Below are 12,490 nucleotides of genomic sequence, written 5' to 3' on the forward strand. Positions count from 1 at the left end.
TATCACTGGATAAATACCTTACAAAAAAAGCCCCGCAGAGAGTTTCTCTCTTCGGAGCTTTCCTGTGTGGGACGAGGGACCTGTCCCTTTGTCCCTATCTATGAAGAATTTTTGATGAAATTGGCAGATCCAGCCCAATCAAGTCTTGATAGGTTTCTCTTTTGATGACAAGCTGAGATTCTCCATTTTCCACAAATACTACCGGCGGGCGCGGAATTCTGTTATAGTTGTTCGCCATTGAATAGCCGTATGCCCCTGTGCAGAACATTGCAACAATATCTCCTGCCTCTACCTGGGGAAGCGGCACATCCCATATCAGCATATCTCCGCTTTCACAGCATTTTCCTGCAATTGACACTATTTCAGTATGAGCTTCTCTCATACGGTTGGCAAGAACTGCTTCATATTTTGCCTGATACAGGGCCGGACGAATATTATCACTCATTCCGCCGTCAACAGAGATGTACCTTCTGATATCCGGCACGTCTTTTTGGGAACCCGCAGAATATAGAGTCGTACCTGCGTCGCCTACAAGAGAACGGCCCGGCTCAATCCAAATCTCAGGCATTTCCATACCGAGCAGCGAAACTTGGTTTTTGACTGCCTCTACGATTTTTTCAACATATGCCTGAGGCGCTAGTGGTTCATCCTCTTCAGTATAGCGGATGCCAAAGCCTCCCCCCAGATTTACAACAGAAGGAACATATTGCAGCTCTTCTTTCCATTCTCTAAGCTTTTCAAAGATCTTTTCTGCTGCAAGAATAAATCCAGCTGTATCGAAGATTTGAGAGCCTATATGGCAGTGAAACCCCAGCAGCTCTATAGCAGATTGAGACTGCACCATGCTGATCGCCTTCTCAATCTGTCCGTTCAGGAGACCAAAACCGAACTTGGAGTCCTCCTGCCCAGTGGTAATATAATCGTGCGTATGCGCTTCAACACCAGGGGTTACTCTCAACAGGACAGGAACACTGCTGCTGCTGTTTTGTGTGAGTTCTGAGAGTAATGAAATTTCATAAAAATTGTCTACAACAATGCAGCCAACACCCGCATCCAGCGCCATTTTTAACTCTTCCCGGCTTTTATTGTTTCCATGAAAATGAATTCTTGAAGCAGGAAAGCCTGCCGCTATGGCAGTAAAAAGCTCTCCCCCGGATACCACGTCAAGGGAAAGACCTTCTTCTTCCACAAGCTGAAACATGGCAATTGAAGAAAAGGCTTTGCTGGCGTAAGCTACTTGAGCCTTCACATTTGCTCGCTCAAAAGCCTGCTTGAAGCCCCTCGCCCTTTCCCTGATGAGAGCTACGTCATATACATACAAAGGCGTGCCGTAAGTTTCTGTTAAAGAAACAGTATCTACTCCGCCTATTTCTAAATGTCCTTTTTCATTAATCCTGCTGGTTCCGTGAAAGTGCACTTTTTCATACCCTCTTTCCGCTGTTCCGTTCCCTGATAGGAAAAAAAGGCAGCTAACAACCGCATTGCCTGTTATTAACTGCCTTCTTATTGGATCAAACCTCTGTTTTTATTACAAATACAATATCATAATTGTCCGTAACATTCAATGAGCATCTGTTCAGCTAGGCTGCTTTTTTATATTTTGAGGATGAACAATGCTTGGTCTGATCTTGGCCCCGGGCACTGACGTTCTTACGATGATCTGCCAGAGTGCTTTAAGATTGAAAGGTATGAAAGGCCATAGATAAGGTGTGTTAAGCGATCGGATGCGAACCAGCATCAGGATAAAGACTGTCATGGCGATAATAAACCCTTCAAGCCCGAATGCCGCGACTGCAATCAGCATGGCAAGACGCACCATTTTATTTGCTATGCTCAGCTCATAGCTGGGCGTTGTAAAAGTTCCGATTGCTGCCAAAGCAACATAAAGAATGACTTCAGGAACAAACAAGCCGACTTCTATTGCAATTTCACCGATCAGGACTGCTGCAATCAGACCCATTGCTGTTGAAAGGGCCGTCGGGGTATGGATGGCGGCCATTCTCAAAAACTCTATGCCGACATCTGCCAGAAAGATCTGGACGACAATGGGAATATTGGTTTCTTCACTTGGGCCGATAAACTTGAGATTCTCCGGAAGCAGCTGCGGCTCCTGAACAAATAAGAACCACAAAGGGAGAAAGAGTGTTGATGCCATTATTCCAAGAAACCTGACCCAGCGAAGAAAGGTTCCCACCGAAGGGGCGTTGCGGTATTCTTCTGCATGCTGTACATGGTGAAAAAAGGTCGTTGGCGTTAAAATAACACTGGGAGAAGTGTCAGTGATAATCACTACATGACCTTCAAGTAAATGATTTGCCGCCACATCAGCTCTTTCGGTATAGCGAACCAGCGGATATGGATTGTATCCCTGCTTCACAATAAACTCTTCCACCGTCTTATCGCCCATCGTAATTCCATCAATCTCTATTGCTTTTAGTTCTTTTTTGATCACATCCACCAGATCAGGGTTTGCAACATCTTCGATATACGCTACACAAACATCTGTTTTTGATCTTTCCCCTACTTTCAGCATTTCGTAGCGAAGCTTTTCATCCCTGATTCTTCTGCGGATCAGTGCTGTGTTGACGATGATATTTTCTACAAACCCGTCACGAGATCCCCGTACCACCTTTTCTGTATCAGGTTCTTCAGGGGTTCTGCCCGGGTAGCTTCTCGTGTCAACAGTAAATGCGAACTGGCAGCCTTCAATGATTATGGCAATTAATCCTGATAATACCTGATCAGTCACTTCATCGAGCGTTTCTACCTTTTCAACCTGCTGGTTGGCAATACGATTTTCTACTATATCTGAAACTTTATCCTTGTTATGCTTGTAATCATTCACTTCCGTCAGCTCAATGAGAATCTGGGTAATGAACGAGGTATCGCAAAGCCCGTTAACAAAATACATATGAACTTCTGTATCAAAAATATAAAATTTCCGTACGCCTAAATCAAAGCTGATTCCCATGCCAACACGATTTTTAAAAAAGCTTTCATTCTCGGAAGGTCTGGGCTTAACCGATGTCTTCTGCTTCTTCTCGCTTGCCATTATACCCGCTCCTTTCAAGGATAAGCTCCACTGCCTTCATTGTAATGGGCGATCCGTTTTCAATGCTGTCTTTTCCGGACATTTTTCCGATATCACCAATTCCTACAATCAGCGGCAAGTGCAATTCATCCAGGCAGTAAACAGTATCTCCGTTTATCTTTCCAACTTCAAACTCTTTCTGGCCGCTTTTGTCAACTCCAAACTCTGTCAGTTCTCCAAAACGGTCAATGCATACGTGCACCCTCGTCCATTCTGCCTGCCTTGTGTTAGAAGCAACCGCAATCACACCAAGCACCTCAATATCAGGATGCTTTGCTACGTATTTTAGTGCCCGCTCCCCTGCTCCCTCTCCTCTCAGCCCGCAATCATCAAACATGACAAAAACAGGTTCATATGGTGTTTGAGCGATAAGATGAACAAGCTGCGGACCGCTCAGGAGCGATGGATTTCCTTGAGACCTGGAAATGCACCGCCCTCCCACTTGCTGTGCAGCATACATAATTGTCTTAGCCGCTATTTCATCTCCATCAGTCACCAATATAACCTGTCTCTTTGTCATGTGTAGGGTTATCCTTTCGGTTTAAATATTAATGCAACCAGAAATGCAAACAAGATTGCAGAAGAAATACCCGCAGAGGTCAGTTCAAAAATGCCCATCGCAATACCGATAAATCCATGTTTATCCGCATGTTCCATAGCGCCGTGAGCGAGGCTGTGGCCAAAGCTTGTTATTGGTACTGTAGCGCCTGCTCCTGCAAATCTGATAAAATTATCATATATTCCAAAGCCATCAAGAATGGCTCCAATCACCACAAATGAACTCATCACATGGGCAGGTGTCAGTTTCACAAAATCCAGCAGAAGCTGTCCAATAATGCAGATCGCGCCTCCAACTGCAAAAGCAATTACATACTCCATCAGTGACTTCTTCCCCCTTTCGCTGCTCGTTCCAGCACGACCCCATGAGCAATTGTCGGGATAGACTCCTTTTGCTGAATCATAGTCGGGCTCAACAAAGCACCTGTAGCCACAACCAAGATTCTTTGAAGATTTCCCTGTCTCAACTCATTCAAAAGATGAGCATAAGTAACAACTGCAGAACAGGCACAACCGCTTCCTCCTGCAAAAACACCTTGATCAGGCCGGTAGATCATTAAGCCGCAGTCATTGTGGTTTGCATGCACATCAATTCCCTCTTCCTTAAGAAGGTCCTTCACAATCGGGCTGCCTACACCGGATAAATCCCCGGTGACAATCAGATCATAATCTTCCGCCCTGCGGTTAAGATCCTGCAAATGGTTTTGAATTGTATCCGCAGCAGCAGGCGCCATGGCAGAACCCATATCAAACGCGTCAGTTATACCTAGATCCTGCACACGCCCTATCGTAGCAGCCGTAATTTTGATGTCTCCTGGTTCCCTGCTGACCAATGCCGCGCCTGCCCCGGTGACCGTTGATGTGGATATGTCAGGCTTTTGGCCGCCATACTCTGTCGGATAACGGAACTGCCTCTCTGCGGTAGCATTGTGGCTGCTGGTCGCGGCAATGATTGTATTGGCGAATCCCCCATCCACTAAAGCTGAGCCAACCGCAAGTGTTTCCATTGAAGTGGAGCACGCGCCAAACATGCATAGAAAAGGAACCTTCAAGTGCCTTGCCACAAAGTTAGCTGTAACATTTTGATTCAGCAGATCTCCTGCAAGAAAAATATCCACATCTTCAATTGTTTTCTCTGCTTTACTGAGACTGGATTCAATTGCTCTTTCCATTAATCTTCTTTCTGCAAGTTCCCAATTATCCTCGCCGCAGTGAAGATCGTCATAAGTTACATCAAACATGCTCCCCAGTGGCCCGTCTTTTTCCTTGGGTCCTACCGCAGTTCCTGCAGCATTAAGATATATGTCATTTTCAAAAACCCATGATTGCTTTCCTGTCAACCGCATATCCAGGACTCCTTTATATTAAAATGCCTTGCTGAAAAAAAAGCGGATCATTCCTACGATATACGCCGCCACTGTCCCAAATACGATTACATTGCCCGCAAGCTTAAACATGTTTGTTGCTACTCCAAGTACAATTCCTTCGCTCCTGTGTTCAAGCGCAGCACTTGTCATCGAGTTTGCAAACCCTGTGACCGGTACTGCCGAACCTGCACCGGCAAACTGGCCAATGCGGTCATACACACCAAAGCCGGTTAACAAAGCTGAAGCGAGGATCAAAGTTGCAACTGTCGGGTTTCCTGCAGATTCCTGATTAAAATTAAAGAAATGCATATAAAAGTTCTGAAGTCCCTGCCCAATTGTGCATATAAGCCCTCCTATCACGAATGCCTTCACGCAGTTCAACAGATAATTAGGTTTAGGCTGATAACTTTTTACATTTTTTTTATAATTATCTTTAAGCTTTGCCATGTTTTTCCCTCCATCAATAAAGACTTACGCCTGTATGTAATTCTCACTTTTTGATCCTTCTGCCATCAATTGGCTGTACAAATAGTATGCTTACTCTTTTTTTTAAACATACAGTGCAGATCAGATTCTATAAATTACCATTCTTTATTTCTCTTTACCGGGATTCTCAATGCAATTAAAAAAGCCCGATTTCCATGCATACGCTGCATGAAAACCCGGCTCTTTATTGATTCATTCTATCTTTCATCTGCTGCAGTATTTTCTTTTCAAGCCTTGATACCTGTACTTGAGATATTCCAAGGCGCTCAGCTACTTCTGACTGGGTCTGGTCTTTGTAATATCTAAGATAAACAATCAGCCTTTCCCGCTCATCAAGCTCCTGAATAGCTTCCTTCAGCACAATCTTATCAAACCATTTGTTTGTACTGTTATCAGCAATTTGATCCAGCAGGGTGATGGGGTCTCCGTCATTTTCATAAACAGTTTCATGGATGGATGATGGCGCTCTGACAGCTTCCTGCGCTAATACAACGTCCTCAGGAGTAATGTCAAGAAACTCTGCAATTTCATTCACAGTCGGTACTTTTCCTAAATTTTTCGAAAGCTCGTCTCTGGCTCTGCGGATTTTGTTGCCCAGCTCTTTCAATGACCTGCTGACTTTGACAGTCCCATCGTCTCTGATAAACCGTTGAATTTCACCAATGATCATTGGAACTGCATAGGTAGAAAATTTCACATCATAAGACAGGTCAAATTTATCTACCGATTTTAGCAATCCTATGCTTCCTATTTGGAAAAGATCATCAGGTTCGTATCCTCTGTTTAAAAAGCGCTGAACAACCGACCAAACGAGCCTCATATTTCTCTGAATGATGATATCCCTTGCTTCTTGTTCACCCTGCTGGCTTCGTTTGATCAGCTCTTTTACCTCGTGGTCCTTAAGCTGTGCAGTATGGTTATCTTTCTTGACCTCCACATCCATAGCAAGTCTCCCTTAATTGCATAAAGCTTTACTTTTTAATAGGTGCTTTGTGAGTTTTACCGTTGTGCCAAATTCTCTTGAAGAATTTATACTCACTTCGTCCATAAAATTCTCCATGATTGTAAAGCCCATTCCTGATCTTTCAAGTTCAGGTTTTGTCGTATAAAGAGGCTGCCTTGCTTCCTCGACATCATGAATCCCTGTTCCTTCATCCCTGATCGTCAGGCGGACAACACCTTCTTCAAGTGTTGCAGAGATATAAACAATACCGTTAGCATCATTTTCATAGCCGTGAATAATTGCATTTGTAACAGCCTCGGATACAACCGTTTTAATCTCAGTCAGTTCATCCATGGTAGGATCCAGCTGAGCAATGAATGCAGCCACCGTCACCCTTGCAAACGATTCATTCTGGCTGAGAGCTGAAAATTGAAGGTTCATTTCATTTCTCATGAAGCCACCCCCAGCGTCATCAGCGCTGATGTTTCAGAGCTTTCAAGCCTGATAATTTTAAAGAGACCTGACATATCAAACAGCCTCTTCACACTTGGCGAAATGGCGCAAACAACCATTTCTCCGCCCAGCTGCTTAATTTGTTTATATCTGCCGAGAATGACTCCCAGTCCCGAGCTGTCCATAAAGGAAAGGTCTTCAAGATTTAACACAATATGCTGAATACCGCCTTCATTCAATTTACTTGTCACTTTCCCGCGCAGTGTTTCCGCGGTATGATGATCTAGTTCTCCCGAAAGGCGAATGCACAAAACTGATTGTTTGATGTCTAGTTCTATCGCTAGGCTCATCCATAGTCCCCCTTACAATTTTGGATAATAAGGAATTTCGTTATGGATAAATTGTTTTCCTGCCCTGTGACAAAACTAGTGCTATTTCAACAACATCAGCCAGACTTAGTGAATTCTCCCATCACTCTTTTGAATAAATGCCACCAGCCGGCCGGCTTCACATCTTTTTCTGCCACAAGCGGACTTTCCGCAATGGTTTCGCCATTTCTCTTCAAAGTCAGCGTGCCGAGCCTGTCACCTTTTTTAACAGGGGCAGCAATCTTCTTCTTTATGTTTACTTCCTGCGAAACATCTTTCACATCTTCTCCTTTTTTCGCCAGTACGGAGATAGGTTCTGATGTTACAGCATTTGTTTCCTTTACATTTCCTTTGCTTACTTTCACTTTTGTAATAACCTGATCCTTTGCAAACAGCGGATGAGTTTCGTACTGACTGAAGGCAAAATCAAGCATTTTTGTAATCTGTGCATTCCGGTCTTTAGGTGTCTCGGCTCCAAAAACAACCGCTATCACCCTCATGTTTCCTTTTTTTGCAGTCGCAGTTAAGCAGTATTTTGCTTCATTGGTAAAGCCTGTTTTCACACCGTCTACACCAGGATAAAATTTAACCAGCCTATTTGTGTTCACCAGCCAGAATTTCTTTTCTGTATCCTGACGAAGGTAGTCTTCATAAGTTCCTGTAAACCTTGTAATTCCATCATACTTCAGCAGCTCTTTCGCCATTAACGCCATATCATGAGCTGTACTGTAATGATTCTGGACCGGAAGACCAGTCGGATTCTTGAATTCTGTATTTTTTAATCCAAGTTCCTTTGCTTTTTGGTTCATCTTTTCCACAAACGCTTCTTCCGAGCCTGCAAGGTGTTCAGCCATAGCTACAGATGCATCATTTCCTGAAGCAATAGCAATTCCTTTCAGCATTTCTTCAACTGTCATTTCTTCGCCTGCTTCGAGGAAAATCTGGGATCCGCCCATAGAGGCTGCATGTTCGCTTGTCCGTATTTTATCTGTCATTTTTAACTGGCCTTTGTCAATCGCTTCCATGATCAAGACCATTGTCATTATTTTTGTCATACTGGCAGGAGGCAGCTTTTCATCGCTGTTTTTCTCATAAAGAATTTTTCCGGTGTCTCTTTCAATTAAAATTGCAGACTTCGCTTTATCAGCCAGCACAACCGATGATTTTTCCTTGGCCAGCGCCCCGTTAGCTGCAGGCTGCAGCAGTAAACCGGCAAGCATCAATAATATAAATCCTTTTTTCATCTCCAAACCTCCATTCTTGATACACCCCATTTTTTCCAATTAAGGGAGTAACTATACGAAGATCACGAAAAAAACCAGATAAGGAGGCAGGCAAAATAAAAAGACAGCACCCTTAGGCACTGTCTACTCCGGTTATTGAATAATCTTATGAATCAGTTTAGGTTTTTCCACCCGTTCAGCTGAAAGTCTGTAAGCTTCCTGAACCTTTCTGATGGAATTCTCAGGATTTTCTGTATCACTGTGCAAAATAACCAGCGGGTCGCCAATCCTGACGTAGTCCCCCACTTTTTTATTGAGTGTAATTCCCACAGCATGATTGATTTCATCATCTTTCGTCGCTCTTCCAGCTCCGAGGTACATGGCTGAGATTCCGATAGATTCAGCATCAATTTCAGCTACATAGCCCTCAGTTTTGGAAATAACCTCCACTTTATACTGTGAAGCAGGCAGCTTTGATAAGTCATCAATTTGCTCAACATTGCCTCCTTGAGCAATAATAAAGTTTCTGAATGCTGCGAAAGCTTTACCATTTTCCAGATTTTTTTCAAGTTCACTGTATGCTTCCTCAAAAGTTGGAAAAATTTCAGCCAGTACTGTCATATGGGCAGACAGCACAAGAGACAGCTCACGAAGGTCATCCACTTTCTTTCCTTGAAGTATCTGGACAGCTTCTCTTACCTCGCTGGCGTTTCCAACCTCAAAGCCAAGGGGCTGGTTCATATCGCTGATAACAGCAATGGTGCTTCTCCCCAATGCGTTGCCGATACTCACCATCTCTTTTGCAAGAGACTCGGAATCTTTCAATGTTTTCATAAAAGCGCCGGAGCCAGTTTTTACATCCAGTACGATGCTGTCCGCTCCTGAAGCAAGCTTTTTGCTCATGATGGAACCGGCAATCAGCGGAATGGAATCAACAGTAGCAGTCACATCTCTCAGGGCATAGAGCTTTTTGTCAGCTGGCGCCAAATTTCCTGTTTGTCCGGCTACTGCAAGCTTATGCGTATTCACATTTTCGATGAACTGTTCCTCTGTCATCTCAATGTGAAAGCCTTCAATCGCTTCAAGTTTATCAAGGGTTCCGCCTGTGTGTCCAAGCCCTCTGCCCGACATCTTGGCAACCGGAACACCAACGGAGGCCACAAGAGGTCCTACAATAAAGGTTGTTTTATCGCCAACACCGCCTGTAGAATGCTTATCTACTTTATGTCCCTGAATGGCTGACAAGTCAATGGTATCACCTGAATCCACCATGGCCTGCGTCAAAACTGCCGTTTCATCAGATGTCATTCCTTTAAAATAGATTGCCATTAACAATGCTGATACTTGATAATCAGGAATGTCACCGCCAGTGTATCCCTTAATAAAGTATTGAATTTCTTCCCTTGTTAATTCTTTTCCGCTTCGTTTTTTCTGTATAATATCAACCATTCTCATACTTCTCACCCCAAGTCCTTCATAATGTGCCTCTTAACGGCTGCTGACATCTTCCACAATCTGTTTCACAAGATTTAGAAAGTTGGACTTCACTTTTTCCGTTGTCTCAATCACTTCATCATGTGAGAGAGGCTGATCAAGAATTCCGGCTGCCATGTTTGATATGCAGGAAATCCCCAGAACCCGCAAGCCGCTGTGCCTTGCAACAATTACCTCAGGAGCAGTTGACATTCCTACGGCATCGCCACCCATTGTTCTTAGAAAACGAACCTCTGCAGGTGTTTCATATGTAGGTCCCGTGTTGGCTATATAAACACCCTGGCGCACTCTAATGCCAAGCTTTTCAGCCGCCTTTCCTGCAAGCTGCTGAAGCTTTCTGCTGTATGCTTCCGACATATCGGGGAAGCGCGGCCCAAGCTTTGAATCATTGGGGCCGATCAGCGGATTTGTTCCCATATTGTTAATATGATCTGAGATGATCATCAAATCCCCAGGTTCAAAATCCTCATTAATGCCGCCCGCAGCATTGGTTACAATCAGGGTTTCCACTCCAATTTCCCTCATGACTCTTACAGGAAACGTGACCTTCTCCATGCTGTAACCTTCATAAAAATGAAATCTACCCTGCATGGCAACGACCTGAGCCCCTTTTAGCGTTCCGAACACCAGCTGTCCTGCATGTCCTTCCACCGTGGAAACAGGAAAGCCCGGAATTTCGCTGTACGGTATTTTCACAGGATTTTCAATTTCATCTGCAAGGACACCAAGTCCTGAACCTAAAATCAGGCCGATTGATGGTGTTTCCTGATATTTCTCTTTTAGTGCTTTTGCTGAATTTTGAATATTTGTCATATCCATTTTTCTACTCCCCCTTTAGTTCTGATAAAAAGCTCGTCCCATGCTCCGGCAAGCTTACGCCAAAGTTATCTGCAATTGTAGCGCCAATATCAGCAAATGTTTCTCTGACCGGCATTTCGTTTCCTTGCTGTAAGGCAGGGCTGTAGACCAGAAGAGGCACAAATTCCCTGGTGTGGTCTGTACCCGGATGAACCGGGTCATTGCCATGGTCTGCTGTTATGATTAAAAGGTCGTCATCGTTCAATTTTTCAAGAACTTCCGGAAGCCTATCATCATACTCCTGGAGTGCGAGGCCGTATCCCTGGGGGTCACGCCTGTGGCCAAACAACGCATCAAAGTCAACAAGATTCAGGAAGCTAAGACCTGTAAAGTTCTTATCCATGGAAGAGATAAGCTGGTCCATGCCATCCATGTTCGATTTCGTTCTTACCGTTTCAGTAATACCCTCACCATCATAAATATCAGATATTTTTCCAATGGCAATCACATCATAGCCTGAATCCTTCAGTTCGTTCATTACTGTGCGGCTGAATGGTTTCAAGGCATAATCGTGCCTGTTAGCTGTTCTGCTGAAATTCCCCTTGCTGCCAAGAAACGGACGGGCGATCACTCTTCCGACCATGTACTTTTCATGAAGGGTCAGCTCACGCGCCAGCTCACAAATTCTGTACTGTTCTTCAATAGGAATGATTTCTTCATGTGCAGCAATCTGAAGGACTGAATCTGCGGAAGTATAAACAATCAAAGCTCCGGTTTTCATATGCTCTTCACCGAGTTCTTCTAAAATAGCAGTACCTGAAGCCGGCTTGTTCCCAATAATCTTTCTCCCTGTTCTTTTTTCCAGCTCTTCAATCAGTTCAGGAGGAAATCCTTCAGGAAACACTCTGAACGGGGTATCAATACGCAGGCCCATGATTTCCCAATGCCCTGTCATTGTGTCCTTTCCGTTAGATGCCTCCATCATTTTCGTATAGCTGGCCATAGGATTGCTCTGTTTTTGCATTCCCTTTATTTCCTCGATGTTGCTGAGGCCTAATCTTTCCATGTTCGGCATGTTCAGCCCGCCCATATGATCAGCTATATGTCCCAATGTATGAGAGCCTTTATCGCCAAATTTTTCTGCGTCAGGCGCTTCGCCGATACCGACAGAATCAAGGACAATCACAAACACTCTTTTATATGTATAATTCTGCATCCTGCATCCTCCTTAAAATCCATCTATCTATACTATGATCATTGCTTTTAATATCCATGCAGCGTCATATACGTCAGAAGTCTGACCACATAATTATAAACCGTTTTCAACTGTAGTGACAAGGAATTATGCCATATCTCTCTTTCTTGTTTCCATTCCACTAATAAATGGGATTGAAACATACCTCATCCTGCATGAATGCTGTGTTTGCCTTCTCTTTCTTGCATATCACCATGTCGCTTGCTGTTTCACTCTGTTTTGTCCTTCATCGCCCTTATGAAGGACATTTCGACTGCTTTTCCACCCTGTTTTGTCCTTCTTCACCCTTATGAAGGACATTTCGCTTGTTTTTCCACCCTGTTTTGTCCTTCATCGCCCTTATGAAGGACATTTCGACTGCTTTTTCACTCTGTTTTGATTAAGTCCATATAATTGTGTAAAAAGAAAGAGTCATTTTGTTCCTTCTTGTCAACACTGTTTTCAACGACGATAA

Annotated in this window: 13 protein-coding genes; all 13 read right to left on the reverse strand. The window is 43.9% G+C overall.

Annotated elements, in window-relative coordinates; all coding sequences use genetic code 11:
- Window positions 1-94: 94 nt before the first annotated feature.
- The gene (gene lysA, locus GJU40_RS19580; protein WP_343031645.1) at window positions 95-1,417 is read right to left on the reverse strand and encodes a diaminopimelate decarboxylase; all 1,323 of its coding nucleotides are present in this window, start codon (window positions 1,415-1,417) and stop codon (window positions 95-97) included.
- A gap of 159 nt (window positions 1,418-1,576) precedes the next feature.
- On the reverse strand, window positions 1,577-3,052 hold the full coding sequence (locus GJU40_RS19585; RefSeq protein ID WP_154309738.1) for a spore germination protein: 1,476 nt from the start codon (window positions 3,050-3,052) through the stop codon (window positions 1,577-1,579).
- Entirely contained in the window at window positions 3,018-3,611 is a 594-nt protein-coding gene (gene spoVAEA / locus GJU40_RS19590) for a stage V sporulation protein SpoVABEA (protein WP_154309739.1), read from the reverse strand. The genes GJU40_RS19585 and spoVAEA overlap by 35 nt, the downstream gene beginning before the upstream one ends.
- An 8-nt stretch (window positions 3,612-3,619) precedes the next feature.
- Window positions 3,620-3,970: a stage V sporulation protein AE gene (gene spoVAE, locus GJU40_RS19595; protein WP_154309740.1), complete on the reverse strand. Its 351-nt coding sequence runs from the start codon at window positions 3,968-3,970 to the stop codon at window positions 3,620-3,622.
- Window positions 3,970-4,995 carry a stage V sporulation protein AD gene (gene spoVAD, locus GJU40_RS19600; protein WP_154309741.1) on the reverse strand — a complete coding sequence of 342 codons (1,026 nt, stop codon included), beginning with the start codon at window positions 4,993-4,995 and terminating at the stop codon, window positions 3,970-3,972. The genes spoVAE and spoVAD overlap by 1 nt, the downstream gene beginning before the upstream one ends.
- An 18-nt stretch (window positions 4,996-5,013) precedes the next feature.
- Window positions 5,014-5,463 carry a stage V sporulation protein AC gene (spoVAC, locus tag GJU40_RS19605; protein ID WP_154309742.1) on the reverse strand — a complete coding sequence of 150 codons (450 nt, stop codon included), beginning with the start codon at window positions 5,461-5,463 and terminating at the stop codon, window positions 5,014-5,016.
- A 223-nt stretch (window positions 5,464-5,686) separates the two neighbouring features.
- Complete coding sequence (sigF, locus tag GJU40_RS19610) at window positions 5,687-6,445, reverse strand: RNA polymerase sporulation sigma factor SigF (protein WP_154309743.1); 759 nt, start codon at window positions 6,443-6,445, stop codon at window positions 5,687-5,689.
- Between the two features lie 12 nt (window positions 6,446-6,457).
- On the reverse strand, window positions 6,458-6,898 hold the full coding sequence (gene spoIIAB / locus GJU40_RS19615) for an anti-sigma F factor (RefSeq protein WP_154309744.1): 441 nt from the start codon (window positions 6,896-6,898) through the stop codon (window positions 6,458-6,460).
- Window positions 6,895-7,248, reverse strand: a complete 354-nt coding sequence (spoIIAA, locus tag GJU40_RS19620; RefSeq protein ID WP_154309745.1) for an anti-sigma F factor antagonist — start codon at window positions 7,246-7,248, stop codon at window positions 6,895-6,897. The genes spoIIAB and spoIIAA overlap by 4 nt, the downstream gene beginning before the upstream one ends.
- A gap of 95 nt (window positions 7,249-7,343) precedes the next feature.
- Window positions 7,344-8,510, reverse strand: a complete 1,167-nt coding sequence (locus GJU40_RS19625) for a D-alanyl-D-alanine carboxypeptidase family protein (protein WP_154309746.1) — start codon at window positions 8,508-8,510, stop codon at window positions 7,344-7,346.
- Window positions 8,511-8,642: 132 nt separating this feature from the next.
- A complete protein-coding gene (locus GJU40_RS19630) occupies window positions 8,643-9,944 on the reverse strand; it encodes a pyrimidine-nucleoside phosphorylase (protein WP_154309747.1) in 1,302 nt (433 codons plus the stop codon).
- 33 nt (window positions 9,945-9,977) lie between these two features.
- The gene (locus GJU40_RS19635) at window positions 9,978-10,802 is read right to left on the reverse strand and encodes a purine-nucleoside phosphorylase (RefSeq protein ID WP_154309748.1); all 825 of its coding nucleotides are present in this window, start codon (window positions 10,800-10,802) and stop codon (window positions 9,978-9,980) included.
- A 4-nt stretch (window positions 10,803-10,806) separates the two neighbouring features.
- On the reverse strand, window positions 10,807-11,997 hold the full coding sequence (gene deoB / locus GJU40_RS19640) for a phosphopentomutase (protein WP_154309749.1): 1,191 nt from the start codon (window positions 11,995-11,997) through the stop codon (window positions 10,807-10,809).
- Between the last annotated feature and the right edge of the window lie 493 nt (window positions 11,998-12,490).

It is taken from the genome of Metabacillus lacus, from assembly GCF_009674805.1.
GTDB lineage: Bacteria > Bacillota > Bacilli > Bacillales > Bacillaceae > Metabacillus_C > Metabacillus_C lacus.

Bases quoted from the DNA above. Each gene is read 5' to 3' on its own strand.
- GJU40_RS19585 (WP_154309738.1), bottom strand. From the start codon at position 3,052: ATGGCAAGCGAGAAGAAGCAGAAGACATCGGTTAAGCCCAGACCTTCC.
- spoVAEA (WP_154309739.1), bottom strand. From the start codon at position 3,611: ATGACAAAGAGACAGGTTATATTGGTGACTGATGGAGATGAAATAGCG.
- spoVAE (WP_154309740.1), bottom strand. From the start codon at position 3,970: ATGGAGTATGTAATTGCTTTTGCAGTTGGAGGCGCGATCTGCATTATT.
- spoVAD (WP_154309741.1), bottom strand. From the start codon at position 4,995: ATGCGGTTGACAGGAAAGCAATCATGGGTTTTTGAAAATGACATATAT.
- spoVAC (WP_154309742.1), bottom strand. From the start codon at position 5,463: ATGGCAAAGCTTAAAGATAATTATAAAAAAAATGTAAAAAGTTATCAG.
- sigF (WP_154309743.1), bottom strand. From the start codon at position 6,445: ATGGATGTGGAGGTCAAGAAAGATAACCATACTGCACAGCTTAAGGAC.
- spoIIAB (WP_154309744.1), bottom strand. From the start codon at position 6,898: ATGAGAAATGAAATGAACCTTCAATTTTCAGCTCTCAGCCAGAATGAA.
- spoIIAA (WP_154309745.1), bottom strand. From the start codon at position 7,248: ATGAGCCTAGCGATAGAACTAGACATCAAACAATCAGTTTTGTGCATT.
- GJU40_RS19625 (WP_154309746.1), bottom strand. From the start codon at position 8,510: ATGAAAAAAGGATTTATATTATTGATGCTTGCCGGTTTACTGCTGCAG.
- GJU40_RS19630 (WP_154309747.1), bottom strand. From the start codon at position 9,944: ATGAGAATGGTTGATATTATACAGAAAAAACGAAGCGGAAAAGAATTA.
- GJU40_RS19635 (WP_154309748.1), bottom strand. From the start codon at position 10,802: ATGGATATGACAAATATTCAAAATTCAGCAAAAGCACTAAAAGAGAAA.
- deoB (WP_154309749.1), bottom strand. From the start codon at position 11,997: ATGCAGAATTATACATATAAAAGAGTGTTTGTGATTGTCCTTGATTCT.